The organism is Streptomyces sp. NBC_01446 (assembly GCF_026340095.1).
Taxonomy (GTDB): domain Bacteria; phylum Actinomycetota; class Actinomycetes; order Streptomycetales; family Streptomycetaceae; genus Streptomyces; species Streptomyces aureus.
This window is the reverse complement of the sequence record NZ_JAPEPO010000001.1, coordinates 5,590,791-5,617,281: the sequence shown is the minus strand read 5'-3', so window position 1 is coordinate 5,617,281 and position 26,491 is coordinate 5,590,791. Positions and strand designations below refer to the sequence as shown.

The following is a 26,491-nucleotide window of genomic DNA, read 5'->3' as shown; positions in this document are numbered from 1 at the left end:
CGTCATGGCGTCGGCGGGGGCCGCACGGAGTGTCTGCTGGGGTCTTTCGTCGGCTAGCGCTTCTTGGCGGCCGCCTTCGGCGTGACGAGGCGGCTGCCCGCCCAGTCCTTGCCCGCGTTGATGCTCTTGGTCTGCGAGAGACCCGCGGTCTGCGCGGCTTCGTTGATGTCGCTCGGCTCGACATAGCCGTCGCGGCCGGTCTTCGGGGTCAGCAGCCAGACAGGGGCACCGTCGTCGACCAGCTGGCTGGCGTCTACCAACGCGTCCGTCAGATCGCCGTCGTCCTCGCGGAACCACAGCACCACCGCGTCAGCGACGTCGTCGTAGTCCTCGTCGACGAGCTCGCTGCCGATGACTTCCTCAATGGACTCGCGGAGCTCCTGGTCGGCGTCGTCGTCGAAGCCGATCTCCTGGACCACCTGCTCGGGCTGGAAACCCAGCCTCGCGGCAGGGTTGGTCCGCTCCTCCGCGTGGTCCGCGGTCGCGCTCACGGTTTGCCTCCTGATCATGTTTACGAAGTTGTCTGCGGCTTCGCGCGTGCGCGAAGCGTTGGCGGTAGTCCACACGGGCGGGACGGATCGCGCAAGTACCCGGCCCCCGAGACCGCCGAAACGGTGACGTTCCAGGCGGTGTCACCGCATCTTCAGTCAAGGATCCCCGCAGGCCGGTGATGTATGCCACACCGTTCTGCCGGATTTGCCCACCCTGTGGATGACCGTCGTCCACCTCGGCCGAACGGCCTCACGAAACTGGTGAACCACATGAGCGTATCGTTGCGATTTGGCCGCACCCGTCCGGGGAACCCCGGGGAATCACCCCGATTACCCCGCGGTAGAGATGACGATTGTGCCCCCGAGGTACACGATGGGGAGCGGCGCAGCCGCATTGCATCCCAATTGCACATCTCGACCGACAGTGAAGGAACAGCGTGGTTTCCGGATCCGATCGCAATCCGATCATCATTGGCGGCCTCCCCAGCCAGGTCCCGGACTTCGATCCCGAAGAGACCCGGGAATGGCTCGACTCCCTCGACGCCGCCGTAGACGAGCGCGGGCGCGAGCGGGCCCGCTACCTGATGCTGCGGCTGATCGAGCGCGCCCGCGAGAAGCGTGTGGCCGTGCCCGAGATGCGCAGCACGGACTACATCAACACGATCGCGACCAAGGACGAGCCCTTCTTCCCCGGCAACGAGGAGATCGAGCGCAAGATCCTGAACGCGACCCGCTGGAACGCCGCGGTGATGGTCTCCCGCGCCCAGCGCCCCGGCATCGGGGTGGGTGGCCACATCGCCACCTTCGCCTCCTCCGCCTCGCTGTACGACGTGGGCTTCAACCACTTCTTCCGCGGCAAGGACGACGGCAAGGGCGGCGACCAGATCTTCTTCCAGGGCCATGCGTCGCCGGGCATCTACGCCCGCGCGTATCTCCTGGACCGCCTCACCGAGGGCCAGCTCGACTCCTTCCGCCAGGAGAAGTCGAAGGCTCCGTACGGCCTGTCGTCGTACCCGCACCCCCGGCTGATGCCGGACTTCTGGGAGTTCCCCACCGTCTCCATGGGTCTCGGCCCGCTGGGCGCGATCTTCCAGGCGCGGATGAACCGCTACATGCAGGCCCGTGACATCGCCGACACCTCCGCGTCGCACGTCTGGGCGTTCCTGGGCGACGGCGAGATGGACGAGCCCGAGTCGCTCGGCCAGCTGTCGATCGCGGCCCGTGAGGGCCTCGACAACCTGACCTTCGTCGTGAACTGCAACCTGCAGCGCCTCGACGGCCCGGTGCGCGGCAACGGCAAGATCATCCAGGAGCTGGAATCGCAGTTCCGCGGCGCCGGCTGGAACGTCATCAAGCTGGTCTGGGACCGCAGTTGGGACCCGCTGCTCGCGCAGGACCGCGACGGCGTCCTGGTGAACAAGCTGAACACCACACCCGACGGCCAGTTCCAGACGTATGCCACCGAGCCCGGCTCGTACATCCGCGACCACTTCTTCGGTGACGACCACCGGCTGCGCGCGATGGTCGAGAACATGACCGACGACCAGATCCTGCACCTGGGGCGCGGCGGGCACGACCACAAGAAGATCTTCGCGGCCTTCCAGGCGGCCAAGCAGCACAAGGGCCAGCCGACGGTCATCCTCGCGCAGACGGTCAAGGGCTGGACCCTCGGCCCCAACTTCGAGGGCCGCAACGCGACCCACCAGATGAAGAAGCTGACGGTCGACGACCTCAAGGGTTTCCGCGACCGTCTGCACCTGCCGATCACCGACAAGCAGCTCGAGGACGGTGCCCCGCCGTACTACCACCCGGGCCGCGAATCGGAGGAGATCCAGTACATGCACGACCGCCGGCACGGGCTCGGCGGCTATGTGCCGACCCGCGTCGTGCGGTCCAAGCCGCTGACACTCCCCGACGACAAGGCGTACGCGAGTGTGAAGAAGGGATCCGGCCAGCAGTCGATCGCCACCACCATGGCATTCGTCCGGCTGCTCAAGGACCTCATGCGGGACAAGGAGATCGGCCGCCGCTTCGTGCTGATCGCGCCGGACGAGTACCGCACGTTCGGCATGGACTCGTTCTTCCCGAGCGCGAAGATCTACAACCCGCTCGGCCAGCAGTACGAGTCCGTGGACCGCGAGCTGCTGCTCGCGTACAAGGAGTCGCCGACGGGCCAGATGCTGCACGACGGCATCTCCGAAGCGGGCTGCACGGCCTCGCTGATCGCCGCGGGATCGGCGTACGCGACGCATGGTGAGCCGCTGATCCCGGTCTATGTCTTCTACTCGATGTTCGGTTTCCAGCGCACCGGCGACCAGTTCTGGCAGATGGCCGACCAGCTGGCGCGCGGTTTCGTGCTGGGTGCGACCGCCGGCCGGACGACCCTGACCGGCGAGGGTCTGCAGCACGCGGACGGCCACTCGCAGTTGCTCGCCTCGACCAACCCGGCCTGTGTCGCCTACGACCCGGCCTTCGGCTTCGAGATCGCGCACATCGTGCAGGACGGTCTGCAGCGGATGTACGGCGCCACCGCCGAGCACCCGCACGGCGAGGACATCTTCTATTACCTCACCGTCTACAACGAGCCGCTGCAGCACCCGGCCGAGCCCGCCGATGTCGACGTGGAGGGCATCCTCAAGGGCATCCACCGCTTCAGCCCGGGTACTTCGGGCGCCATCCCGGCGCAGATCCTCGCCTCGGGTGTCGCGGTGCCGTGGGCCCTGGAGGCGCAGCAGATCCTCGCCGCGGAGTGGAACGTCAAGGCGGACGTCTGGTCGGCGACCTCCTGGAACGAACTGCGCCGCGAGGCCGTCGAGGTGGAGCGGCACAATCTGCTGCACCCCGACGAGGATCAGCGCGTCCCCTATGTCACGCAGAAGCTGTCCGGCTCGGAGGGCCCGTTCGTCGCGGTGTCCGACTGGATGCGGTCCGTGCCCGACCAGATCTCCCGCTGGGTGCCGGGCACGTACCAGTCGCTCGGCGCGGACGGCTTCGGCTTCGCGGACACGCGCGGCGCGGCCCGACGCTTCTTCCACATCGACGCCCAGTCGATCGTGGTGGGTGTGCTCACGGAGCTGGCCCGGGAGGGCAAGGTCGACCGCTCGGTCCTGAAGCAGGCGATCGACCGCTACCAGCTTCTCGACGTCACGGCGGCCGACCCCGGCCCTGCGGGCGGCGACGCGTAGGGACCTGATCCCGACTGTCGTAGAGGTTCGAGGTGCGGTGCGGCCACAGGGGCCGCACCGCACCTCGCCTTCTTTCATCTCAGCGCTCCCAGACCTTGAACGCTCGTACCCGGTAAGGAGATTGGGGCGCCCATGTGCCGCTGCCGGGATAGGTCTGGAACTCCCCCGTCTCGGCGCACTCGGCGGACTGGTAGGCCGTGACCGGCCGTCCGGTGCGATTGGCGAGAGCCTGCGCGCTGCCCCCCTCCGGCAGTGCGACGCAGCTCTCGATGTCGATCCCGGACAGCTCGTACGACTGCCGGTGCCCCTTGAACTCCGGCTTCTCCCACAGGCACAGCTCCCCCGCCGCGCAATCCCCCGATGTCGGCGGGGCGGCGGCGCCCGCATGAACCGGTGTCAGCAGGACGGCCGCCAGCGCGGCCGCGGCCGTCATCGAAAGCGTCGTACCCGTCGCGGCGCGCATCCTCGTACCCATATCGATCAACCCCCGTGTCGTGCCGGTCACTTGTCTGCACTCTGAACCGGTGGGCGATCGGACGGGAAGAGCTGACGGATCAGATCACTCGGATAAGCGAAATGCCCCCAGGATTTGGCGAATTCCAGGGTTCGTTGCAACACGTGATCACTGACGTGTGGTGGCGAGCAGTTTAGACAGACGCTCGGCTGGGGTTTCCCAGCCGAGCGTTTTGCGTGGGCGGCTGTTGAGTTCGGCAGCGGCTGCGTTCAGGTCCTCGCAGCTGTAGCGGGACAGGTCGGTGCCCTTGGGAAGTACTGCCTCAGCAGGCCGTTCGTGTTCTCGTTGGAGCCGCGCTGCCAGGGGCTGCCGGGATTGCAAAAGTAGACTGGCATGTTCGCGGCGGTGGAGAAGAGGTGGTGCGCCGCCATCTCGGTGCCCTGATCCCAGGTCAGTGACCGCCGCAGGTGAGGCGGAAGTTCGCTGATGGTGGCGGTGAGAGCCTGGTGGAAGTGCTCTGCCCGGTGGCCGTTGGGCAGGTGCACCAACATGGTGAAGCGGGTGGTCCGCTCGACGAGCGTGCCGATGGCGGAGCCGTGGTTCGCTCCGACGATGCAGTCGCCTTCCCAATGGCCCGGAACGGCGCGGTCGGCGGCCTCGGCAGGCCGGTCGCTGATCATCACCATGGGAGTGGTGAACCTGGGCTGGCGCTTGTGCGCCTGGCGGTGGGGACGCCGGCGGGCCCGGCCTGTCCGCAGGGCCTTGGTGAGTTCCCGGCGGAGTTCTCCTCGACCTTGGACGTAGAGGGCCTGGTAGATCGTCTCGTGCGTCACGCGCATCTCCGGGTCGTCGGGGAAGTCCCGGCGGAGCTGGTGGGCTATCTGCTCAGGGCTCCAGCGCCGTTCCAGACGCTCCTGGATGTAGTCCCGCAGCCTGGAGCACCGGCCGATCTTCCCGGGTTTGGGCCTGGGGCGGCGTGCATCGGCACGAGACTGGGCCGCATAAGGCCGGTAGGTCCACTGGGTGCCCCGCCAAAGCGCGCCGTTGCGGCGTACTTCCCGGCTGACGGTGGATGGACTGCGTCCCAGCTCGGCGGCAATCGTGCGGATGGACGCCTTCTCCCGCAGCCGGTCGGCGATGTAGATGCGTTCGTGCTGACCGAGGTATCGACCGGACGAAGCGGAAACGGCCGCCCGCTGCGCGTGAACGGGCGGCTCGATCCTGCCGCTGTTGAACAGGCGACCGTTGCGCCACCCGCGAGCGGTCCGCGGGTGGACGCCTACACGCTGGGACGCCTCGTTGTTGCCGTAGCCCTGTTGCACAAGGCGGAAGTATTCCTCCCGCTCAGCGTGGAGCTTCTTGCGCCCTTGTGGCGCCCGGACCTTCCGAACTTCGAACTCCATCGCATCCCCTGAGCTGGGGTGTTGCGACGACCACTAGAACGGAAGTTTCCCTGAGGGCACTTCGGGGTGCGTGCGGCGGTGCTTCGGGGGTGGCCCAGGGGTTTCCCCCGAGGGGCGGTTTTCCCGATGAGTGCCGCCCTCCGACGAGGGCGTTCTCCGAGAGGCGCTTCCCCCGGTGCGCGCTAGATGTGTGCGGCCCCCGCGCCCGCCTCCGCGTTCGCCCCACGCTTGGTCAGCAGCGCGACGAAGATCGCCACGACGGCGACGCCCGCGGCGACCAGGCAGGCCAGGCTCATGCCGGAGATGAAGGTGTCGTGCGCGACCGAGGTGATCTTCTCGGCGAGCGCCGCCGGGGTGCCCTTCGGGAGCGGGCCCACGCCGACCTGGACCGCCTCGGACGCCTGGTCCAGCTGGGCGGGCGTGAGCGGCGGAAGCTTGGCGTCTGTCCAGTTGCCCGCGAGGTCGTTGTCCACCTTCGAGGCCATCACGGCGCCGAGCACGGCGGTGCCGAGGCTTCCGCCGATCTGCATGGCGGCCTGCTGGAGGCCGCCCGCGACGCCGGAGAGCTCCATCGGGGCGTTGCCCACGATGACCTCGGTGGCGCCCACCATGACGGGAGCGAGGCCCAGGCCGAGGAGGGCGAACCACAGCGACATCGCGCCGCTGCCCGTGCCCGACTCCAGCGTGGACATGCCGTACATGGCGACGGCGGTGAGCAGCATGCCGCCCGCGAGCGGGATACGCGGTCCCACCTTCGTGATCATCGCACCCGCCAGCGGCGAGCCCACGATCATCATTCCGGTCAGGGGCAGGAGGTGCAGACCGGAGTCGACAGGGCTCATGCCGTGCACGTTCTGCAGGTAGAAGGTGACGAAAAAGAGCCCGCCCATGAAGGCGATGGCCATGAGCACCATCAGGACCACACCGGCCGACAGCGGCACCGACCGGAACAGAGCCAACGGGATCAGCGGCTCCTTGACGCGCGTCTCCCAGATCGCGAAGAGCGCGAAGCACAGCACGGAGGCCGCCAGGAACGTCCAGGTCAGGCCGTCGCCCCAGCCCCATGTCGGGGCCTTGATGAGCGCCCAGACCAGGCAGAACATCGCGCCGGAGAGCAGCACGATGCCGAGGATGTCGAAGGATCGCGGCGCGTTCTCGGCGCGGTGGTCCTTGAGGATCAGGAGCCCGAGGACGAGAGCGATGACGCCGACGGGGACGTTGATGAAGAAGACGGACTGCCAGCTGACGTGCTGGACGAGCAGCCCACCGAGGATCGGGCCGCCCGCGGTCGAGGCGCCGATCACCATGCCCCAGATGCCGATCGCCATGTTCAGCTTCTCGGCAGGGAAGGTGGCCCGCAGAAGGCCGAGCGCGGCCGGCATGAGGAGCGCGCCGAACAGGCCCTGGAACACCCGGAAGGTGACCACCAGGGCGATGCTGTCCGACAGGCCGATGGCCCCCGAGGCCGCGGCGAATCCGATCACGCCGATGAGGAAGGTCTGCCGGTGACCGAACCGGTCGCCGAGCTTGCCCGCGGTGATCAGCGTGACCGCGAGGGCGAGGAAGTAGCCGTTGGTGATCCACTGGACGTCGGCGAAGCTCGCACCGAGGTCCTTCTGGATGGCCGGGTTGGCGATGGCCACGATGGTGCCGTCGAGGGCGACCATCATCACGCCGATCGCGACGGAGAACAGCGTCAGCCAGGGGTGGCCGCGAAGCCTCTTGGCCGGGGCCGGAACGGACACGGGCTCCGGAGCCTTGTCCGCCTTGTCGACGGTGGTCTGACTAGTCATGCGTTCGAGGCTAATGACAGCGACTGACAGTTGACAAACCAATTCACAAGTCGGTAACTGTCCCGTTGCTCACAGGTAAGCTGAGCTGGGCAAACAGACGTAAAGAGGGGCGCGAGTGAAGACGCAGGAAGCGCATTCAGGACTACGGGAACGCAAGAAGCAGCGCACCCGCGACGCCCTGCTGCGCTCCGCGCTGGAACTCTTCACCACAAAGGGGTACGACCGCACGACGGTTGACGAAATCGCCGAGGCCGTCGACGTCTCGCAGCGCACCTTCTTCCGGTACTTCACCAGCAAGGAGGAGACCGCATTCGCGGTCCAGGACATGGTGGAGTCCCGTTTCGTCACCCTCCTGCGCGAACGCCCCGCGGCCGACAGCCCGTTCGAGGCCCTGCGCGGTGCCGTGCTCGACGCCTGGGACACCCTCGGCGAGCCCATCGAGGAAGTCGTTCCGGTCGAACTCCACATGCGTACCTACCAGATGATCGAATCCACCCCCTCTCTGATCGCCGTCCACCTGCGCCGCTCCACGGAGCTGGAGGAGGAGATCGCGCGGGTGATCGCCGAGCGCGAGGGCCTCGACGTGGAGGCGGATCTGCGCCCCCGCGTGACGGTGGCCGCGTTCAGTGGGGTGATGCGCATGGCCGGGCGACTGTGGGGCGCCGGTGAGGACATCAGCGTCGAGTCGATCCGCGAGGTCACGGAGTCATATCTCGACCAGTTGGGGCCGGTGTTGGCGGGGAAGTGGCGCACAGAGTGACCGACCGTGCACTCCCGTGCGCGAGGGGCGCAATCGGTACCTACAGAGCGTGATGACACCACCTAAGGTGGGACCGTTTCGCCCGAATTGCCCTACCGGAAACGTGATCTGCCTCACCGATTTCGCAGGTTGGTCCGCGGTTCTCCTAGGGTGTCCCGCAGTGACTTCCTTCGACTCAACCCCGCAACTCAGCGTCTGGCGCGCACTGCTCGCTCTGGCCGTCGTGTTCGTCATGCTGGCGACCACCGGCTGGACCGCCGTGCGCCACAAGGGCGTCACCTCGCCGGTCAACGCAGCCATCACGGCGTGGGAACACGGCCACCTCAACGGGCGCGCCCTGCCGGACCCGGACGGCCCGCCCGCCCGCCTAGCGCAGTTCTTCGCCTCACTCACGAGCCAGCAGCGCACCCGGCTCATCACCCACTACCCGCTCGCCGTCGGCAACATGAACGGCGCGCCGGTGGAACTGCGCTACCGCGCCAACCGCGTCGCCCTCGACCAGGCACGCAAGGTGGCCCGGAAGAGCACGCACGACAACCGGCTCTCCACCGCGGGACAGCACGACGCCGCCCAGCGCATGGACCGGTACGCGTCGCTGATGCGCCCCGACCGCAAGATCCTCGCCTTCGATCCCCTGGGCACCGGCCGCGTCGCCGAGGTCTTCGGGGACCTCGACAAGGCCCAGCGCGTCTCGGTCGTGGTCCCCGGAGTCGACACCAACCTCCTCACGTTCCAGCGGACCGTCCGCAAGTACTCGGCGCCCGTCGGCATGGCTCGCTCCCTGTACAAGGCGGAGCGCGCCGCCGGACCCGGCACACGGACCGCTGTGATCGCCTGGGCCGACTACACGACGCCCGCGGGTCTCGGCGTGGACGCGGCCACCGCGATGCGCGCGGAGGAGGGCGCCACCCGGCTCAACGCCCTGGTGCGCGCCCTGCCGGGCCGCACCCCGGTGGCCCTGTACTGCCACAGTTACGGCTCCGTGGTGTGCGGTGTCGCCGCACACAAGCTGCCCTCCCGGGTGAGCGACATAGCGGTGGCCGGCAGCCCCGGCATGCGGGCCGGGAAGGCCTCGAAACTGGGTACCCACGCGCACGTGTGGGCGATGCGGGACAGCGACGACTGGATCCAGGACGTGCCGTACCTGGAGGTCGGCGGGATCGGCCACGGCGCCGACCCCGTCTCCCGGGGATTCGGCGCCCGGGTCCTGTCAGCAGCCGGCGCACATGGGCACACCGGCTATTTCGAGCCCGGTACGGAGAGTCTCAGCAACTTCGCCGACATCGGCGTCGGTTCGTACCGCACCCTGCGGTGTGCGAGCGGGCATGACACCTGTCGTGACGGATCTTCCGGCGCCGCGTCTGCCGGACGCGCGTAGAAATCGGTGAAACAGGGGCACGACGCAACAGGGGACGGAGGTGCGCGTGCCGCATACGATGAGCCGCATGGGTGATGTGCTGGCCGGATTTCATGCCGCCTGGGAGTTCGCGTCCGACTCCGTGCTCATCCGCTTCGAACGGGGAATCCGCACGCCGAAGCTGCTGAATGCACTCGGTGAGCGCCGCATCCCCTATGAGGCGATCGCGGCGGTGACGCTCACTCCCGGCAAGCGCGGGACCGTCGTCCTGCGCGTCGTGCCGAGACCGGGAGCCGATCCGCTGATGGACGCGGCCGCGGGACAGCTCAAGGAGGGGTGCGACCCCTACCGGCTCGTCCTGCCCGCCGAGCGCGCGACACTCGCCGAGTACTACGCGGACGAGCTGCGCGGCGTGCTGACCCTGAACGACAGCGCACCAGCGGGCCGCTATCTGGTGGCGGCACCCGAGGCGCCGCTGCACTTCAAGGCCTACGACGGCAAGGCCTCCTTCGACGGCAGGTCCGTGGCTTTCCGATGGTTCTGGACCGGGGCGTCGTCCGCGAAGTGGAAGGCCGGCGACAAGAGCTTTCCCGTCTCGGATCTGAGCGGCGTCGAATGGCGCTCGCCCGAGGTCTTCGAGGGCCATCTGCGACTTTTGCGCCGCGACACGTCCGAGCAGCCCGCCCAGGCCGACCAGGACCCGGCCGCCGTGATCTTCGGTCTCGGGTACGGGCCCGTGCACGAGTCGCTGCCCTTCGCCGCGTCCATCCTCGCCGCGGTACGGGCCGGGGGCTCGGCCGTGCCCGCGGCCGGCGCCTCCCCTGCCCGGCGTGACCCTGCGGACATCGCCGACCGCATCCGTCACCTGGGCGAGCTGCACCAGGCCGGCCTCGTCACCGACGCCGAGTTCTCGACGAAGAAGGCCGAGCTGCTGGCGGAGCTGTAGGGCGGCCTCGGGACGCGATCCTGGCATGGGGTGCGGCTCCGGGTGCGGCCGGGCGCAGGTGGCCTCGTCGAGGTTGGGCGTCCGTCGACGGGCCCCTCATGTCATACCTGGGTACGGGGTCCGGTGAGCTCCTCGGTATGACGGCGCCGCGGGTGGTTGTTGCCTACGCTGAGCAGGCCATGAGCACCACATCGACTGCACCTGACCAGGAGCCCCGCCCGCCGGACGGCAAGGCCGCGCCGCCGGGGGGCCTGCGTCGCGTGCTCGCCACCGTCCTCGGCGGGCTGCGGGCGGCCGGGGCATCGCTCGCCGCTCCCGCGGGACCGGCCGAGCCTCTGTTCGGCCGGTCGTCGAGGCGTTGGGTGCGGCTGGTCCCCTATGTGATCGCGTTGGGTTTCGTCGCCACACTGATCCCGGTCACCACCGAGGTCCTGTCGAACGACTACGGGGTCCCCGGTGGTCTCGCCGGCGCCCTGGCGGTCGCACAGGCCGCTCCCCTGGTGCTCGCCGTCAGTCGGCCGCTGCTCGCGTGGGGCATCGTGATCGTCGCGGACATCGTCGGGGCGATCGTCATCCAGGGTTCGGCCTCCCATCACGCCGCGCCCTGGACCCCCATGGTCATCGTGGGATATCTGGCTCTGTGCTTCGTCCTGTCCCTGCGGGAGGGCAGACGCACGGTCCTTGGGGTCTGGCTGGTCACGGTGGTGTCCGGACTCGTCCTCGACATGTTCCGTCCCTCGGACAGCCAGGCCACGAGCGTGCTGATGATCGTGCTGAGCGGTGGGGTGCTGCTGTTCGGGGCGTTGCTGCGCGAGCGCGGGGAAGCGCAGCGCAGACTCGTCGAGCAGGAGACGATCAACGAGGCCGAGCGTTCCCGGCGCACCCTCCTTGAGGAACGTGCGCGTATCGCGCGGGAGTTGCACGACGTGGTGGCTCATCACATGTCGGTGATCACAGTGCAGGCGGACTCCGCTCCGTACCGGCTCCAGGGTCTGACGCCCGAGGCGTGCGAGGAGTTCGGCTCGATAGCGGCGGGTGCCAGGGAGTCGCTCGGTGAGATGCGGCGGCTTCTCGCGGTGCTGCGCAGCGAGGACGCCTCGGGTGGTGAGCGTGCGCCCCAGCCGGGTCTCGGCCGGCTTCAGCAACTGGTGGAGGCCACGGTACGGGGCGGCGTCCCGGCGGAGTTGTCGATGCCCGAGCTGACCCTGGTCGGGGAGCTGACCGATGTACCGCCCGCGGTGGACCTCTCGGCATACCGCATCGTGCAGGAGGCCCTGGCCAATGTCGTGCGGCATGCTCCCGGTGCCCGTACGCAGATCTCCGTCTCCAAGGATGAGGACGCCCTGCTGGTGATCGTGGTCAACGGCCCGGCGGGCGAGCACGCGTCGCCCGTGGAGACGACCGGCACGGGACACGGTCTCATCGGGATGCACGAGCGCGTACGGTTGGTCGGCGGCACACTCGACGTGGGCCCGCTGCCCGGGGGAGGCTTCCGCGTCGCGGCCCGACTCCCGCTGGCCGAGTCCGACTCCCCCTCGTCGTAAAGGAATTCGGCACCGCATGACCATCCGCGTGATCATTGTCGACGACCAGGCCATGGTGCGAGCGGGGTTCGCCGCGCTGCTGGCCGCGCAGAGCGACATCGACGTCGTGGGCGAGGCTCCGGACGGCAAGCAGGGTGTCGAGGTCAGCCGGACCACACATCCCGATGTCGTCCTCATGGACGTGCGGATGCCCGAGATGGACGGGATCGCCGCGACCCGCGCGCTCCTCGACCCTCCACCGGGCGTGATCCACCGCCCCAAGGTCCTGATGCTCACCACGTTCGACGTGGACGACTACGTGTACGAGGCCCTGCGCGCCGGCGCTTCGGGTTTCCTCCTCAAGGACGCCCCGCCGGCCGATCTCATCGCGGCGGTGCGTGTGGTGGCCGCCGGAGAGGCGCTGCTCGCCCCGACGGTCACGCGCCGGCTCATCGAGGACATCGCGAGGCAGCGCCCGTCCGGCCGCAGGGACCGTTCGCCGGAGCTGAACTGTCTGACACCACGCGAGACCGAGGTCCTCGAACTCATCGCCCGGGGCCTGTCCAACCAGGAGATCGCGGAGAAGCTGGTGCTCGCGGAGCAGACCGTGAAAACTCATATCGGCCGCGTGCTGGCGAAGTTGGGGTTGCGAGACCGGGCGCAGGCCGTGATTTTCGCCTACGAGACCGGCCTCGTCACGCCCGGCGACCAATAGGCCCAGGCTCCGGTATCACCCACCGCGCCCAGGCCAGCGCGGGTCTTCAGCGCGCACCCCCTACCTGAGTAGCACCTTCGAATACCCGGGTATCACACGAGAGTTGGCTCCCCGGTGTGACGTGGAGCCGGACGTCGTCTCCCTACCTTCCCCTCGTCACGCCACCGGACGGAGGGGAGACGGGCGATGCGCCTGCGCTCATGGAAACAACGCGGCCGTAGGACACTGGTCGCCGCCGCGCTCACGACAACTGTCGTGGCGGGCACGACGGGCTGGGCCGTCGGCAGCGAGCAGAGCCCCCTCACCGGGCCGCCGCCCGGCGCGGCATCGTGGCGTGCGGACCATGCGCTCGGTGTTGGGCTGCCCGATCCGGCGACCGCGAAGCCGGCCCAGGTGGCGGCGTTCTTCCGCGGGTTGGACGACGCCGAGCGACAGGAGCTGGTCGAGCGGCATCCGACCGTGGTCGGTAATCTGGACGGCGCTCCGGCGGACCTTCGCTACGAGGCCAACACCCGTGCGCTGAAAGCCGAGCGCGACCGAGTCCGGGCGCGTGCGACGGACGCGTCGCTCACGTCGCAGGACGACACGCAGGCTCGCTTCCTCGTCACGCGATACACCGAACTCCTTGAGCACGGGCGACAGATACTGGCCTTCGACCCGCGAGGTCGCGGCCAAGTGGCCGAGGTATTCGGGGATTTGACGGTCGCCGATCATGTTTCCGTCGTCGTGCCCGGCTCGGACATCGACCTGAGCTCGTTCGACCGTGCCAAGGATCCGTACGGCACCCCGGCGGGGATGGCCCGCTCGCTTTACGAGGCGTCGGGCGGCCAGACTGCGGTCGTCGCGTGGGTGGGCTACACGACGCCTGTCGGCCTGGGACCCGACGCCGTCACCGGCCGGCTCGCCGAGGCGGGCGCGCCGAGGCTGACCCGCTTCGTCCAGGGCCTGACGGCCTCGGGCGCACCGCGTCCCGCACTGTTCTGCCACAGCTACGGATCGGTGGTCTGCGGGCTCTCCGCCGCCCGGCTGCCCGCGTCCGACCTCGTGGTGCTCGGCTCTCCGGGTCTGCGCGCGGACACGGTGGCCGATCTGCGCACCAAGGCCCGCGTCTGGGCCGCGCGGGACGACAGTGACTGGATCGGCCGCGTGCCGAACGTCGAGCTGTTCGGCCTGGGCCACGGCACCGACCCCACCGACCCTTCCTTCGGCGCCCGCCGCATTCCGGCCCACCACGCCGAGGGCCACACCGGCTACTTCGCGCCCGGCACGGACTCGCTGCGCGCCTTCACCCGCATCGCCACCGGAGCCACGTCATGAGTATCGCGACCCTGCGCAGGACCGCGTCCGCCATCGACGCGAAGACACCGGCTCACCGGGACCGGGCGATGGACGGACTGCGCGCGCTCGCGCTGCTCGCCGTGCCCATGGGCCACTGGCTCCTCGGCGGCTTCTCCCTCGACGGTGAGGGCGCGCTGCACAACGCGAGCCCGCTGTCCTCCTTCGGATTCCTCGCCCCGATCAGCTGGATGCTGCAGATGCTCGGCATCTTCTTCCTGGTGGGGGGCTACGCATCCGTTCTGTCGTACCGGCGGACGCTGGACGCGGGCGGGTCGACGAGCGCCTGGCTGCGTGGCCGGCTGGCCCGCCTGGGCCGCCCGGTCCTCGGGGTGACGGCGGTATGCGCCGCGCTGATCCCCGCGTTGTACGCGCTCGGGGTGCCGGAGAAGACCCTCCACACAGGATCGACGCTGGTCATACAGCCACTGTGGTTCGTGGGCGTCTACACGGTGATCACCGTGCTCACGCCGTACTGCGTACGCGCCGCCCGAAAACTGGGGGCGTGGGCGGCGGCACCGCTGCTCGGGTCCGTAGCCGTGATCGACTTCCTGCGCTACGGGCCGTACGCGGACGCCATGCCGTCCTGGCTGAGCCTGCTCAATCTGCTCCCGGGTTGGATGTTTGCCTACCAACTGGGTGTCTGCTGGGGCGAGAAGAGGATCGGCAGGCGTGGCGCGTGGGCTCTGCTGATCGGCGGCGCTGGCCTGTTCGCGACGCTGCTCCTCGCGTTCCACTACCCGGATTCGATGGTGGGCGTGCCGGGCGAGGCACGGACGAACTCCCATCCGCCGTCCTTGCTGGTACTCGCACTGGCGGCCGCGCAGAGCGGTGCGGCGATGCTCCTGCGGGACCGGATCGGCAGGCTGCTGCGGCGGCCCGCGCTGTGGGCACCGGTCGTCGTCATCAACCTCTCGGCGATGACGATCCTTTGCTGGCATCAGACGGCGCTGCTGACAGCGGCGATACCCGGTTCCTTCGCCGGCGCGATACCGGGGCTGACGACGAGTCCGGACTCGCTGGGCTGGATAGCGGCGAGGGTCACGTGGCTTCCGGTCTTCGCGGGGCTGCTCGTGCTGATCGGCAGGTACACGCGGGGCTTCGATGCTCCCTGGAAGCGGGCGACTCATGTGCGGCGCGCGCTGGCCGGGCTGCTGGCAGCGGGGTTCGCCGTGTTCGCCCTGGGGCTCGCGTGAGGTGCCGGCAGGTCGCCGCCGGGGCAGGAGATGCCCCCGGCGACGGACCGGGCAGGTGGCTCCGGGGTGTTACTCGCGCCCCGCCGAGGTGAAGGTCATGTCGGCGTAGCGGTTGCCCGCGACCTGGGAGGCGATGGGGGCGACCAGGGCGAGTTCGTCGTCGGTGAGGGTGATGCGGGTGGCCGCTGCGTTCTCCTCGATGCGGCTGCGCTTGCGGGTGCCGGGGATCGGGACGACGGGGAGTCCGAAGGCCTGCGACTGCTGCTGCACCCAGGCCAGGGCGATCTGGCCGAGGGAGGCGCCATGGGCCTCGGCAACCTGGCGCACCGGCTCGAGCAGAGCCGCGTTGGCGGCGGCGTTGTCGCCGGTGAAGCGGGGCTGCTGGCGGCGGAAGTCGTCCGGATCGAGCTCCTTGTCGGCGCTGACGAAGGACCCGGTGAGGAAGCCCCGCCCGAGCGGCGAGTACGGCACGAGGGCCACGCCCAGTTCGGCGGCGGTCGGCACGACCTCCTGCTCGATGTCGCGGCTGAACAGCGACCACTCGGACTGGAGGGCGGCGATCGGGTGGACTGCCTGGGCGGCGCGCAGTTCGCCGCCGGTGACCTCGCTGAGGCCGAGGTGCTTGACCTTGCCGGCGGCGACGAGTTCGGCCATCACGCCGACGGTCTCCTCGATGGGCACGTTCACATCGCGGCGGTGCATGTAGTAGAGGTCGATGGTGTCGACGCCGAGACGCTGGAGGCTGGCGTCGATGCAGGCGCGGATGTACGCGGGATCGTTGTTGATGATGCGCTTCGTGGGGTCGCTCGGGTCCACGCCCAGGGCGAACTTGGTGGCCAGGACCACCTCGTCACGGTGCGCCTTGAGGAAGGGAGCAAGGAACTTCTCGTTCTCGCCGGCGGCATAGGCGTCGGCGGTGTCGTACAAGGTGACGCCGAGTTCCAGGCCCCGCTCCAGGGTGGCCCGCGCCTCGTCGGCGTCCGTCGGACCGTAGGCCCAGCTCATGCCCATGCAGCCGAGGCCCTGCACGCCCACCAAGGGCCCGTTGTTTCCCAACTCCACAGTGGAAATCCGCTGCGGCTCCCCCGTGTGCTGCGTCTGCTCCGTGCTGCTCATGCGGTTCAGGCCCTCTCCGACGCCCGCCGGGCGCCCGCATAGAAGTCAATCTTGAAATCGAGTACGGACAAGGTGTCCTGGAGTTCGGCGATCCGGGACAGCACGTCCCTGCGCGTCGATTCGAGAAGCTCGCGGCGCTCCTCGAACGTGTCCTCACCGACCCGCACGAGTTCGGCGTAGCGCACCATGTGTGCCACCGGCATCCCGGTCAGCCGCAGTTTCCCGACGAAGGCGAGCCAGTCGAGATCGCGGTTGCTGTAGCGGCGCTGACCCGTGTGCGAGCGGTCGATGTGGGGCATGAGCCCGATTCGCTCGTACCAGCGCAGTGTGTGGGCGGTCAGTCCGGTGACGGCCACGACCTCGCTGATCGTGTAGTGGTCCTGGCCGTCCGGGCGCGGGTGAGCGGTGGGGCCCGATGCGCAGACGTCGGCCTTGCTGGGTGCGGGGGTGGTCTCCATCACCGTCATGCCCCCACGCTAGAACGTTGAAGTGCACTCCAAGCAAGCACATCGGGGAGGAATTCCGGACGGCGTCCGCCGATGCGATGCGGCCCGCGCGACGGTTCGGCCCGCCCGTGGGCGTAGGAGGGTGTCCTCGCGGGGCCCGTTAGGCTCGTGGTCATGCAGAGCCTTGCGATGATCGAGAACTGGCCGGTACCGACCGCCGCCGCAGCCGTCGTCCGCGCGGACGGCACGGTCCTAGGGGCGCACGGCCCGACGGCCCATCGTTTCCCGCTGGCCTCGGTCACCAAGCCGCTCGCCGCCTACGCGGCGCTCGTCGCCTACGAAGAGGGCGCGATCGAGTTCGACGACCCAGCCGGACCCGAGGGTTCCACGGTGCGCCACCTCCTCGCGCACACCTCCGGTCTCGCCTTCGACGAACACCGGGCGACGTCGGCGCCCGGCACACGGCGGCTGTACTCGAATGCGGGGTTCGAGGTGCTCGGGGACCACATCGCGAAGGCGACGGAGATCCCGTTCGCGGAGTATCTCCACCAAGCGGTTCTCGAACCCCTGGGGATGAGCTCGACCACCCTGGAGGGCTCGCCCGCCAAGGACGGGGTGTCGACGGTGGACGACCTGGCACGGTTCGCCGCCGAGGTGCAGGCTCCCCGGCTGCTCGATCCCCGCACCGTCGCCGAGGCGATGACCGTGCAGTACCCGGGCCTCAAGGGCGTACTGCCGGGGTACGGGCACCAGAACCCGAACGACTGGGGGCTCGGGTTCGAGATCAGGGACTCCAAGTCGCCGCACTGGACGGGCAGTTCGTCGTCGCCGCGGACGTTCGGGCACTTCGGCCAGTCGGGCACGTTCCTGTGGGTCGACCCCGACGCGGGTGTCGCGTGTGTGGCGCTGACCGATCGGGCCTTCGGGCCGTGGGCCGCCGAGGTGTGGCCTCCCTTCACGGACGCGGTGCTCGCCGAGGTGTGAGGGCTCGGGCGTGAGGATCACGCCTGAGGGGCACGCGGCCGTTCGCAAGGGAGACCTCAGCGGGCGGCCATCTCCCACAGCAGCAGTTCCGCCGGTCCTGACGCCACGGCCTCGAGACCGGATTCCCCGGCGATCCTGACCGAGTCGCCCGGACCCAACTCCTCGCCACCGAGCACCACTTCTCCGTGAACGACATGGACGTACACCTGGGCCGCGTCCGGGACGGCGGCTCGCTCCCCCGGTCCGAGGCGGCGCACATGCAGCAGGGAGCCGGCCTCGGGCACGTCGTAGGGCGTGGAGTCGGCGATGCCGTGCACGACCTCGTAGACCGGATCGCCACCCGGCTCCAGAGGGGCGAGCCACATCTGGACGAAGACGAGCGGGTCGGGGCCGTCGTTGCGCTCGACATGGCGCACTCCGCCGCCCGCACTGAGGCGCTGCACATCGCCGGGTGCGACCGCGGACTCGTGCCCCGTCGAATCGCGGTGGGTGAGCCGGCCCGAGACGACCCAGGTAACGATCTCGGTGTGGCTGTGCGGATGCTCGTCGAAGCCCGCGCCCGGCGCGAGGCGCTCCTCGTTGCAGGCCAGGATCGATCCGAAGCGCAGGTTGTCGGGGTCGTAGTGGGGCCCGAAGGAAAAGGCGTGGAACGACTCGATTCCGGTGTCCGGCTCACCGCCGGGGTACCGGTCGCCGGAGCGACGTACATCCATCACGCCGTACACGGTAGACCCCCGGACGGGGACGTCCGCGCGGCCACCTTGCACCCTCCACTCCGCTGAGCCGTCCCGATAAGGCAGTCTTGTCCCCGTGCCCGAACCCTCAGCGAACGAAGCCCCGGACCATCGCGACCGCCGTGCGAACCCCCACCCGCACTCCGCGACCCTGAAGCGCCTGGAGAAGTCGTCCGGGAGCCTCGCCGCGCAGGCCATCACGCGCATGGACGAGACGCTGCCGTGGTACCGGGCGATGCCACCGGAGAACCGCTCCTGGATCGGGCTGGTCGCGCAGGCCGGTATCGCGGCCTTCACCGAGTGGTTCCGGCACCCGGACGCTCCACAGGCGATCTCGACCGACGTGTTCGGCACCGCGCCGCGCGAGCTGACCCGGGCCATCACGCTGCGCCAGACCGTGGAGATGGTCCGCACGACCATCGAGGTCATGGAGTCCGCGATCGACGAGGTGGCGGCGCCCGGCGACGAGTCGATCCTGCGTGAGGCACTGCTCGTCTACGCACGGGAGATCGCCTTCGCGACCGCCCAGGTCTACGCGCAGGCGGCTGAGGCGCGAGGCGCGTGGGACGCCCGCCTGGAGTCCCTGGTGGTCAACGCGGTTCTCTCGGGCGAGGCCGACGAGGGTGCCGTCAGCAGGGCCGCGGCGCTCGGGTGGAACTCGCCGGAGCACGTGTGCGTGGTGCTCGGCACCGCTCCCGAAGGGGACAGCGAGCTGACGGTCGAGGCGATCCGGCGGGCCGCCCGGCATGCCAAGCTCCAGGTCCTGACCGGGGTACTCGGGGACCGTCTCGTCGTCATCGCGGGCGGCAACAACAATCCGCTCCAGGTCGCGAAGTCGCTGATCGGCCCGTACGCGGCGGGTCCTGTGGTGGCCGGCCCCGTGGTGCCGGACCTGCTCGCCGCCACCAGGTCGGCGCAGGCCGCGGCCGCCGGGCTCAAGGCGTGCGGGGCGTGGCAGGACGCTCCGCGCCCCGTTCTGGCGGATGATCTCCTTCCGGAGCGGGCGATCGCGAGCGACCCTGCCGCGCGCGAGCAGTTGGTGGAGGAGATCTACAGACCGCTCGAGGAGGCCGGCTCGGCTCTTCTGGAGACGCTCAGCGTCTATCTGGAACAGGCGAGCAGCCTCGAAGGAGCGGCCCGGATGCTCTTCGTCCACCCGAACACCGTCCGCTACCGGCTCCGACGTGTGACAGACGTCACCGGCTGGTCACCCTCCGATGTCAGGTCGGCGTTCACGCTGCGGATCGCGCTGATCCTGGGGCGCCTGGCCGACGCAGATCCTCAGTCATAGCCTTTTGTCGGGGGCCTACAATTCCCCCTTCGGTTCTTCGTCCCTGTCCCCACGGGCGGCCGTGGCCGTCCACAAGAGAGAGTGTGAGAGTGCTCGTACTCGTCGCTCCCGGCCAAGGCGCTCAGACGCCCGGCTTCCTGACTCCCTGGCTCGACCTCCCCGGTGCCGCAGACCGCGTCGCCGCGTGGTCGGACGCCATCGGGCTCGACCTTGCCCACTACGGCACGCAGGCCGACGCGGACGCGATCCGTGACACGGCCGTCGCTCAGCCTCTGCTCGTCGCGGCCGGACTCCTGTCGGCCGCCGCACTCGGCGACATCGCTCCTGACGCCGTAGCGGGCCACAGCGTCGGCGAGATCACCGCGGCGGCCTTCGCCGGGGTTCTCGACGACACCGCCGCCCTCCAGCTCGTGCGCAAGCGCGGCCTGGCCATGGCCGATGCGGCCGCCGTGACCAAGACCGGTATGTCCGCCCTCCTCGGCGGCGACCCGGAGGTCACCGTCGCGCACCTGGAGAAGCTGGGTCTGACCCCGGCGAACGTGAACGGCGCGGGCCAGATCGTGGCCGCGGGCACCCTTGAGGAACTCGCCGCGCTCGAGGCCGACAAGCCCGAGGGCGTACGCCGGGTCGTGCCGCTGACGGTGGCCGGCGCGTTCCACACCCGCCACATGGCTCCCGCGGTGGCGAAGCTGGAAGAGGCCGCCCAGGCCCTGACGCCCGCCGACCCCACGGTCGCGTACGTGTCGAACAAGGACGGCCGGACGGTCGCCACCGGTGCCGAGGTCGTCTCGCGTCTGGTCGGCCAGGTGGCCAACCCGGTCCGCTGGGACCTGTGCATGGAGACCTTCAAGGAGCTCGGCGTGACCGCGCTCGTCGAGGTGTGCCCGGGTGGCACCCTCACCGGTCTCGCCAAGCGCGCCCTGCCAGGTGTGAAGACCCTGGCCCTCAAGACCCCCGACGACCTCGACGCAGCCCGCGCCCTGATCGCCGAGCACTCCTCCGCCGCGGCGGACACGCAGACGGCCTGACAAGGAGCCCCGAGAGCATGTCGAAGATCAAGCCCAGTCAGGGCGCCCCGTACGCGCGCATCATGGGCGTCGGCGGTTACCGGCCGACGCGGGTCGTGCCGAACGAGGTGATCCTCGAGACGATCGACTCGTCCGACGAGTGGATCCGCTCCCGTTCGGGCATCGCGACGCGCCACTGGGCCTCCGACTCGGAGACCGTGGCCGCGATGTCGATCGAGGCCTCCGGCAAGGCCATCGCGGACGCCGGGATCAGCGCGGAGCAGATCGGCGCCGTGGTCGTGTCGACCGTGTCGCACTTCAAGCAGACCCCGGCGATCGCCACCGAGATCGCGGACAAGCTCGGCACCGCCAAGGCGGCCGCGTTCGACATCTCCGCCGGGTGCGCGGGCTTCGGCTACGGCCTGACCCTCGCCAAGGGCATGGTCGTCGAGGGCAGCGCCGAGTACGTGCTGGTGATCGGCGTGGAGCGGCTGAGCGACCTGACCGACCTGGAGGACCGCGCGACGGCCTTCCTGTTCGGTGACGGCGCCGGCGCCGTCGTCGTGGGCCCCTCGCAGGAGCCGCACATCGGCCCCACCGTCTGGGGTTCCGAGGGCGACAAGTCCGAGACGATCAAGCAGACCGTGCCGTGGGACGAGTTCCGCGTCGGTGATGTGTCGAAGCTGCCGCTCGACAGCAAGGGCGACATCAAGTTCCCTGCGATCACGCAGGAGGGCCAGGCGGTGTTCCGCTGGGCCGTGTTCGAGATGGCGAAGGTCGCCCAGCAGGCGCTGGACGCGGCCGGGATCAGCGCGGACGACCTGGACGTCTTCATTCCGCACCAGGCAAACATGCGGATCATCGACTCGATGGTGAAGACTCTGAAACTGCCGGAGCATGTCACGGTCGCCCGTGACATCGAGACCACCGGCAACACCTCGGCCGCCTCGATTCCGCTCGCGATGGAGCGGCTTCTGGCGACCGGGAAGGCGAAGAGCGGCGACACCGCCCTCGTCATCGGCTTCGGGGCGGGTCTCGTCTACGCCGCCACGGTCGTTACCCTCCCCTAGGCAGACCGTCCGGATCACTCCGGGCGGAAACGCCGCCACACCCTCTGGATACATAAGAAGGAGCGCCAACATGGCCGCCACTCAGGAAGAGATCGTCGCCGGTCTCGCGGAGATCGTGAACGAGATCGCCGGCATCCCGGTCGAGGACGTCCAGCTGGACAAGTCCTTCACCGACGACCTGGACGTCGACTCGCTGTCCATGGTCGAGGTCGTCGTCGCCGCCGAAGAGCGCTTCGACGTCAAGATCCCGGACGACGACGTCAAGAACCTCAAGACCGTCGGTGACGCCACCGACTACATCGTCAAGCACCAGGCCTGATCAACAGCTCGCCTAGTGCTGCCGCTCCGCCACCCGGCGGTGGCGCCGCTGAATCCCTCGCATCCGTTGGAGAAAGAATTCCTGTGAGCCCGACCAATCGCACCGTGGTCGTCACCGGTATCGGCGCAACCACACCGCTGGGTGGCGACGCGACGTCCACCTGGGAGGGTCTGGTCGCCGGTCGTTCCGGTGTCCGTCCCCTCGAACAGGAGTGGGCCGCCGACCAGGCGGTCCGCATCGCGGCGCAGATCGCCGTGGAACCGAGCGAGATCATCCCGCGCCCGCAGGCCCGTCGCCTGGACCGCTCGGCGCAGTTCGCGCTGATCGCGGCCAAGGAGGCCTGGGCCGACGCCGGTTACACCGACAAGGCCGGTGAGGACCCCGCCGTCGCCCCCGACCGGCTCGGCGCGGTCATCGCCTCCGGCATCGGCGGCGTGACGACGCTCCTCGACCAGTACGACGTGCTGAAGGAGAAGGGCGTACGCCGCGTCTCCCCGCACACCGTCCCGATGCTCATGCCGAACGGCCCCTCGGCCAACGTCGGCCTGGCCGTGAACGCCCGCGCGGGTGTGCACACCCCGGTCTCCGCCTGCGCGTCCGGCGCCGAGGCCATCGGCTACGCGATCGAGATGATCCGCACGGGCCGTGCGGACGTCGTGGTCGCCGGTGGCACCGAGGCCGCCATCCACCCGCTGCCCATCGCCGCCTTCGGCAACATGATGGCGATGTCCAAGAACAACGACGACCCGCAGGGCGCCTCGCGTCCCTACGACGTCGGCCGGGACGGCTTCGTCCTCGGCGAGGGCGCCGGTGTCCTGGTCCTGGAGTCCGCCGAGCACGCCGCCAAGCGCGGTGCCCGCGTCTACGCGGAGGCGGTCGGCCAGGGCATCTCCGCCGACAGCCACGACATCGTCCAGCCGGAGCCGGGCGGCCGTGGCATCTCGCAAGCCCTGCAGAACCTGCTCGACAACACCGACCTGGACCCGGCCGAGATCGTGCACGTGAACGCGCACGCGACCTCGACGCCGGCCGGAGACGTGGCCGAGCTCAAGGCGCTGCGCAAGGTCTTCGGCGACGACACCGACCACATGGCGGTCTCCGCCACCAAGTCGATGACGGGCCACCTCCTCGGCGGCGCCGGCGGTATCGAGTCGGTCGCGTCGGTGCTCGCCCTGTACCACCGGGTGGCTCCGCCGACGATCAACGTCGAGAACCTCGACCCGGAGGCGGAGGCTGCCGCCGACATCGTCCGCGGTGAGGCTCGCAAGCTGCCCGTCGAGGGCCGCATCGCCGCGCTGAACGACTCGTTCGGCTTCGGCGGACACAACGTCGTGCTGGCGTTCCGCTCGGTCTGACCCCCGCGTACACGTACGTAGCCGAAGGGCCCCCACCGTGATGGTGGGGGCCCTTCGGCACCTGCGAACCACTACATCCGAGCGCCTCACACCACCTGGTGCAGCCACCGCACCGGGGCGCCCTCGCCCGCGTAGCGGAAGGATTCCAGTTCGTCGTCCCAGGGCTTGCCGAGGAGCTTGGCGAGTTCGGCCTCCAGGTCCGTCTCGCCGCTCTTGGAGCGGGCGAGCGCGGCGCGCAGCCGGTCCTCCGGGATGAGGATGTCGCCGTGGATGCCGGTGACGGCGTGGAAGATGCCCAGTTCGGGGGTGGCGCTGTAGCGCTCGCCCTCGGCCGTCGCGCAGGGTTCCGCCGTCACCTCGAAGCGCAGGAGCTGCCAGCCGCGCAGCGCGGACGCCAGTTTGGAGGCGGTGCCCGCCTCACCGCGCCAGGAGAACTCGGATCTCCACGTTCCCGGCGCCGCCGGCTGGCGGATCCAGTCGAGGTTGATGCGCGCGCCGAGCACGCCCGCGACTGCCCATTCGACGTGCGGGCACAGCGCGCGCGGTGCGGAGTGCACGTACAGAACTCCACGTGTCGTCACCGGGACCTCCAGTGTGGGACGAGGTTCGCCTTCCCCGGCGGCCTCGCGCCCGTGCCGAGCAGTTTTCCCCAAAGACCAGTTGAACCAGGGGAACCAGGAAAAAAGGGACAGATGTGACGTGATGTAATTTAGCGGAAGCTGTGCTGTGGGGCCTCACCGGGGCGGCCGACCGCCCCGTCGCTGCTGTGACAGCAGTGGCCGGGCCGCCACGGGGCGAGGCTACCGTGTGGCGGCGCAAGGAGTGTGACGTACCGTCGGTCCCGGTGCCTCCAAACGCCGACGTTTCACCCGCGGGGACTCAACCGCGGCGGGGTGCACGGTGTCACGTTCGACGACCGGGGCACCGACAGCGGCCAGAAGCGGGGAGAGAGGACAACGGGATGCGGATCCGAAGCCACCGGTCGGCTGCCGTCCAGGCCGCCGTCGCCGGTGTGACAGCGGTTCTGCTCGGCGCCGCGGGCCTCGCCGCGTGCGACGCGATCGGCGGCAACTCCCCGGGACCGAAGGGCAGTACGGCCGGTACGAAGCCGTCCCCGAAGCCCACCCCCACGTGGGACACGAGCCCGCGCTCCATTGCCGCCGTGGGCGACTCCATCACGCGGGGCTTCGACGCCTGCTCGGTCCTCACGGACTGCCCGGAGGTGTCGTGGGCGACCGGTTCCGACACCGGGGTGCGCAGTCTCGCGGTCCGGCTCCTGGGGAAGGACCGAGCGGCCACGCACAGTTGGAACTACGCGCGCACCGGCGCCCGGATGGCTGACCTTCCCGCGCAGATGGAGCAGGCGGCCGCGGTGTCGCCGGGCCTGGTGACGGTGATGGCGGGGGCCAACGACGCGTGCCGGCCGACACCCGCCTCGATGACGCCGGTCGACACGTTCCGCTCCGACTTCGAGGACGCGATGCGCACGCTGCGGCGCGAGGTGCCCAAGGCGCAGGTGTACGTGTCGAGCGTGCCGGACCTCAAGCGCCTGTGGTCGGCGGGCCGGACGAACCCGCTGGGCAAGCAGGTGTGGAAGCTCGGCATCTGTTCGTCGATGCTGGCCGATCCGGACGACCTCGCCCCGGCGGCGACACGGCGCCGGGCGTCGGTGCAGGACCGGGTGATGGCGTACAACGAGGTGCTCCAGGACGTGTGCGCGAAGGACCGGCGGTGCCGGTACGACGGCGGGGCGGTCTTCGACTACCGGTTCGACGGGCGGCAGCTCAGCCACTGGGACTGGTTCCACCCCAGCAAGGACGGCCAGTCGCGGCTCGCGGCGATGGCGTACCGCCGGGTGACGGCGAAGGAGCCGATCACCTGAGCCGTGGGCTCCCGGCGTAGGGTCTCGATCATGCGCAGCGAACTCTTCGGCACGCTCCCCGACGGCACGCCCGTCCACCGCTGGACCCTCGAACGCGACGGGGTGCGGGTGCGCGTCCTGACGTACGGCGGGATCGTGCAGTCGGCGGAGGTTCCCGACCGGGCCGGTGCCACGGCGGATGTGGCACTCGGGTTTCCCTCACTGGACGAGTACCTCGCCCATCCGGGTCCTTTCCTCGGCGCGCTGGTCGGCCGGTACGCGAACCGGATCGCGGACGGCCGTTTCCCGCTCGACGGCCGGATCTACCACCTGGCGCAGAACAACGGGACGAACGCGCTGCACGGCGGCGAGCGCGGCTTCGACAAGCGCGTGTGGGACGCGGACCCGCTGGAGCACGGTGTGCGCCTGCACCGGGTGAGTCCGCACGGCGAGGAGGGCTTCCCGGGGCGCATGGAGGTCTCGGCGACGTACACGCTCGACGAGGGCGGGGCGCTGCGGATCGCGTACGAGGCGGTGACCGACGCGCCGACCGTCGTGAACCTGACGAACCACTCGTACTGGAATCTGGGCGGCGCGGGCTCGGGTGACGCGGCGGGCGTGCACGAGGTGCGGATCGCGGCCTCGCGGTTCACCGCGGCGGACGCGAATCTGATCCCGACCGGGGAGTTCACCGAGGTGGCGGGGACGGCCTTCGACTTCCGGGAGCCGCGGAAGCCGGGGCTCGGCCACGACCGCAACTACGTGCTCGACAAGGGGGTCACCGAGGCGCCGGTGGAAGTCGCCGAACTGCACGACCCGGCGTCGGGGCGGACGCTGGCCGTCGCGACGACCGAGCCGGGGCTCCAGCTGTACACAGCCGACCACTTCGACGAGACGCTGCCGTTCGCGCCCGGCGCCGGGATCGCCCTGGAGACCCAGCACTTCCCGGACTCCCCCAACCGGCCCCGGTTCCCGTCGACGGAGCTGAGGCCGGGTCAGGTGTTCCGGTCGGAGACGGTGTACGGGTTCGGCACCCGCGCCTGAACCACAGGAGCCTGAACCGCCGGAGCGGGAGCCGGAAGCGAAAGCAGAAGGCAAACCGGAACCCGTACCCCCACCGGCCCTGGCACCCACACAAGCACCCGGGCAC

Annotated in this window: 23 protein-coding genes and 1 pseudogene; 16 read left to right on the top strand and 8 right to left on the bottom strand. The window is 69.7% G+C overall.

From position 1 onward, the window contains the following. Positions 1–53: 53 nt before the first annotated feature. Complete coding sequence (locus OG456_RS25090; RefSeq protein WP_266564628.1) at positions 54–491, bottom strand: DUF3052 domain-containing protein; 438 nt, start codon at positions 489–491, stop codon at positions 54–56. A gap of 437 nt (positions 492–928) precedes the next feature. Between OG456_RS25090 and aceE the strand changes: the two genes are divergently transcribed. Further along, a complete protein-coding gene (gene aceE / locus OG456_RS25085) occupies positions 929–3,676 on the top strand; it encodes a pyruvate dehydrogenase (acetyl-transferring), homodimeric type (RefSeq protein WP_266564626.1) in 2,748 nt (915 codons plus the stop codon). A 79-nt stretch (positions 3,677–3,755) separates the two neighbouring features. Here aceE and OG456_RS25080 read toward each other — a convergent pair whose 3' ends face one another. From OG456_RS25080 to OG456_RS25070, 3 genes and pseudogenes are all read right to left on the bottom strand, one after another. Beyond that, positions 3,756–4,151 (bottom strand): peptidase inhibitor family I36 protein, encoded by a 396-nt coding sequence (locus OG456_RS25080; protein WP_266564624.1) that lies wholly within the window; start codon positions 4,149–4,151, stop codon positions 3,756–3,758. Between the two features lie 147 nt (positions 4,152–4,298). Then, positions 4,299–5,533 (bottom strand): annotated as a pseudogene (locus tag OG456_RS25075) (IS30 family transposase). 182 nt (positions 5,534–5,715) lie between these two features. Further along, positions 5,716–7,326, bottom strand: coding sequence for an MFS transporter (locus OG456_RS25070; RefSeq protein WP_266564622.1), 1,611 nt, complete (start codon positions 7,324–7,326; stop codon positions 5,716–5,718). A gap of 115 nt (positions 7,327–7,441) precedes the next feature. Between OG456_RS25070 and OG456_RS25065 the strand changes: the two genes are divergently transcribed. From OG456_RS25065 to OG456_RS25035, 7 genes are all read left to right on the top strand, one after another. Next, the gene (locus OG456_RS25065; protein ID WP_266564620.1) at positions 7,442–8,086 is read left to right on the top strand and encodes a TetR family transcriptional regulator; all 645 of its coding nucleotides are present in this window, start codon (positions 7,442–7,444) and stop codon (positions 8,084–8,086) included. A 160-nt stretch (positions 8,087–8,246) separates the two neighbouring features. Then, the gene (locus OG456_RS25060; RefSeq protein WP_266564618.1) at positions 8,247–9,464 is read left to right on the top strand and encodes an alpha/beta hydrolase; all 1,218 of its coding nucleotides are present in this window, start codon (positions 8,247–8,249) and stop codon (positions 9,462–9,464) included. Between the two features lie 67 nt (positions 9,465–9,531). After that, the gene (locus OG456_RS25055; RefSeq protein ID WP_266564616.1) at positions 9,532–10,389 is read left to right on the top strand and encodes a DUF4429 domain-containing protein; all 858 of its coding nucleotides are present in this window, start codon (positions 9,532–9,534) and stop codon (positions 10,387–10,389) included. A gap of 179 nt (positions 10,390–10,568) precedes the next feature. Further along, positions 10,569–11,933, top strand: a complete 1,365-nt coding sequence (locus OG456_RS25050; RefSeq protein ID WP_266564614.1) for a sensor histidine kinase — start codon at positions 10,569–10,571, stop codon at positions 11,931–11,933. 16 nt (positions 11,934–11,949) lie between these two features. Beyond that, the gene (locus OG456_RS25045; RefSeq protein WP_116502281.1) at positions 11,950–12,627 is read left to right on the top strand and encodes a response regulator transcription factor; all 678 of its coding nucleotides are present in this window, start codon (positions 11,950–11,952) and stop codon (positions 12,625–12,627) included. A 186-nt stretch (positions 12,628–12,813) separates the two neighbouring features. Beyond that, positions 12,814–13,944, top strand: coding sequence for an alpha/beta hydrolase (locus tag OG456_RS25040; protein ID WP_266564612.1), 1,131 nt, complete (start codon positions 12,814–12,816; stop codon positions 13,942–13,944). Further along, the gene (locus tag OG456_RS25035; RefSeq protein WP_266564610.1) at positions 13,941–15,158 is read left to right on the top strand and encodes an acyltransferase; all 1,218 of its coding nucleotides are present in this window, start codon (positions 13,941–13,943) and stop codon (positions 15,156–15,158) included. Before OG456_RS25040 ends, OG456_RS25035 begins: the two co-directional genes overlap by 4 nt. A gap of 69 nt (positions 15,159–15,227) precedes the next feature. Here OG456_RS25035 and OG456_RS25030 read toward each other — a convergent pair whose 3' ends face one another. Both OG456_RS25030 and OG456_RS25025 read right to left on the bottom strand, forming a co-directional pair. After that, on the bottom strand, positions 15,228–16,274 hold the full coding sequence (locus OG456_RS25030) for an aldo/keto reductase (RefSeq protein ID WP_266564608.1): 1,047 nt from the start codon (positions 16,272–16,274) through the stop codon (positions 15,228–15,230). A 5-nt stretch (positions 16,275–16,279) separates the two neighbouring features. Then, entirely contained in the window at positions 16,280–16,741 is a 462-nt protein-coding gene (locus OG456_RS25025) for a MerR family transcriptional regulator (protein ID WP_266564606.1), read from the bottom strand. Positions 16,742–16,894: 153 nt separating this feature from the next. On the opposite strand from OG456_RS25025, the gene OG456_RS25020 reads away from it, so the two are divergent. Further along, positions 16,895–17,704, top strand: coding sequence for a serine hydrolase (locus OG456_RS25020; protein ID WP_266564604.1), 810 nt, complete (start codon positions 16,895–16,897; stop codon positions 17,702–17,704). Positions 17,705–17,760: 56 nt separating this feature from the next. Here the strand turns inward: OG456_RS25020 and OG456_RS25015 are convergent, their stop codons facing one another. After that, the gene (locus OG456_RS25015) at positions 17,761–18,417 is read right to left on the bottom strand and encodes a pirin family protein (RefSeq protein WP_266569418.1); all 657 of its coding nucleotides are present in this window, start codon (positions 18,415–18,417) and stop codon (positions 17,761–17,763) included. A gap of 97 nt (positions 18,418–18,514) precedes the next feature. Between OG456_RS25015 and OG456_RS25010 the strand changes: the two genes are divergently transcribed. The 5 genes from OG456_RS25010 (at position 18,515) to OG456_RS24990 (ending at position 23,480) form a co-directional block, all read left to right on the top strand. Continuing rightward, the gene (locus tag OG456_RS25010; RefSeq protein WP_116502275.1) at positions 18,515–19,729 is read left to right on the top strand and encodes a CdaR family transcriptional regulator; all 1,215 of its coding nucleotides are present in this window, start codon (positions 18,515–18,517) and stop codon (positions 19,727–19,729) included. 89 nt (positions 19,730–19,818) lie between these two features. Further along, positions 19,819–20,757, top strand: a complete 939-nt coding sequence (locus tag OG456_RS25005; protein WP_227300322.1) for an ACP S-malonyltransferase — start codon at positions 19,819–19,821, stop codon at positions 20,755–20,757. A gap of 17 nt (positions 20,758–20,774) precedes the next feature. Continuing rightward, complete coding sequence (locus tag OG456_RS25000) at positions 20,775–21,806, top strand: ketoacyl-ACP synthase III (RefSeq protein ID WP_266564598.1); 1,032 nt, start codon at positions 20,775–20,777, stop codon at positions 21,804–21,806. A 70-nt stretch (positions 21,807–21,876) separates the two neighbouring features. Then, entirely contained in the window at positions 21,877–22,125 is a 249-nt protein-coding gene (locus OG456_RS24995) for an acyl carrier protein (RefSeq protein WP_100591921.1), read from the top strand. 83 nt (positions 22,126–22,208) lie between these two features. Continuing rightward, complete coding sequence (locus OG456_RS24990; protein WP_116502272.1) at positions 22,209–23,480, top strand: beta-ketoacyl synthase; 1,272 nt, start codon at positions 22,209–22,211, stop codon at positions 23,478–23,480. A gap of 86 nt (positions 23,481–23,566) precedes the next feature. Here OG456_RS24990 and OG456_RS24985 read toward each other — a convergent pair whose 3' ends face one another. Then, the gene (locus OG456_RS24985; RefSeq protein ID WP_227294500.1) at positions 23,567–24,061 is read right to left on the bottom strand and encodes a DUF3145 domain-containing protein; all 495 of its coding nucleotides are present in this window, start codon (positions 24,059–24,061) and stop codon (positions 23,567–23,569) included. Positions 24,062–24,441: 380 nt separating this feature from the next. On the opposite strand from OG456_RS24985, the gene OG456_RS24980 reads away from it, so the two are divergent. Beyond that, a complete protein-coding gene (locus tag OG456_RS24980; protein ID WP_266564593.1) occupies positions 24,442–25,362 on the top strand; it encodes an SGNH/GDSL hydrolase family protein in 921 nt (306 codons plus the stop codon). Positions 25,363–25,392: 30 nt separating this feature from the next. Continuing rightward, the gene (locus OG456_RS24975; RefSeq protein ID WP_266564591.1) at positions 25,393–26,385 is read left to right on the top strand and encodes an aldose epimerase family protein; all 993 of its coding nucleotides are present in this window, start codon (positions 25,393–25,395) and stop codon (positions 26,383–26,385) included. The last annotated feature ends 106 nt before the right edge of the window (positions 26,386–26,491 follow it).

Bases quoted from the DNA above. Each gene is read 5' to 3' on its own strand.
- OG456_RS25080 (WP_266564624.1), bottom strand. From the start codon at position 4,151: ATGGGTACGAGGATGCGCGCCGCGACGGGTACGACGCTTTCGATGACG.
- OG456_RS25070 (WP_266564622.1), bottom strand. From the start codon at position 7,326: ATGACTAGTCAGACCACCGTCGACAAGGCGGACAAGGCTCCGGAGCCC.
- OG456_RS25055 (WP_266564616.1), top strand. From the start codon at position 9,532: ATGGGTGATGTGCTGGCCGGATTTCATGCCGCCTGGGAGTTCGCGTCC.
- OG456_RS25050 (WP_266564614.1), top strand. From the start codon at position 10,569: ATGAGCACCACATCGACTGCACCTGACCAGGAGCCCCGCCCGCCGGAC.
- OG456_RS25045 (WP_116502281.1), top strand. From the start codon at position 11,950: ATGACCATCCGCGTGATCATTGTCGACGACCAGGCCATGGTGCGAGCG.
- OG456_RS25040 (WP_266564612.1), top strand. From the start codon at position 12,814: ATGCGCCTGCGCTCATGGAAACAACGCGGCCGTAGGACACTGGTCGCC.
- OG456_RS25035 (WP_266564610.1), top strand. From the start codon at position 13,941: ATGAGTATCGCGACCCTGCGCAGGACCGCGTCCGCCATCGACGCGAAG.
- OG456_RS25030 (WP_266564608.1), bottom strand. From the start codon at position 16,274: ATGAGCAGCACGGAGCAGACGCAGCACACGGGGGAGCCGCAGCGGATT.
- OG456_RS25025 (WP_266564606.1), bottom strand. From the start codon at position 16,741: ATGACGGTGATGGAGACCACCCCCGCACCCAGCAAGGCCGACGTCTGC.
- OG456_RS25020 (WP_266564604.1), top strand. From the start codon at position 16,895: ATGCAGAGCCTTGCGATGATCGAGAACTGGCCGGTACCGACCGCCGCC.
- OG456_RS25015 (WP_266569418.1), bottom strand. From the start codon at position 18,417: ATGGATGTACGTCGCTCCGGCGACCGGTACCCCGGCGGTGAGCCGGAC.
- OG456_RS25000 (WP_266564598.1), top strand. From the start codon at position 20,775: ATGTCGAAGATCAAGCCCAGTCAGGGCGCCCCGTACGCGCGCATCATG.
- OG456_RS24995 (WP_100591921.1), top strand. From the start codon at position 21,877: ATGGCCGCCACTCAGGAAGAGATCGTCGCCGGTCTCGCGGAGATCGTG.
- OG456_RS24980 (WP_266564593.1), top strand. From the start codon at position 24,442: ATGCGGATCCGAAGCCACCGGTCGGCTGCCGTCCAGGCCGCCGTCGCC.
- OG456_RS24975 (WP_266564591.1), top strand. From the start codon at position 25,393: ATGCGCAGCGAACTCTTCGGCACGCTCCCCGACGGCACGCCCGTCCAC.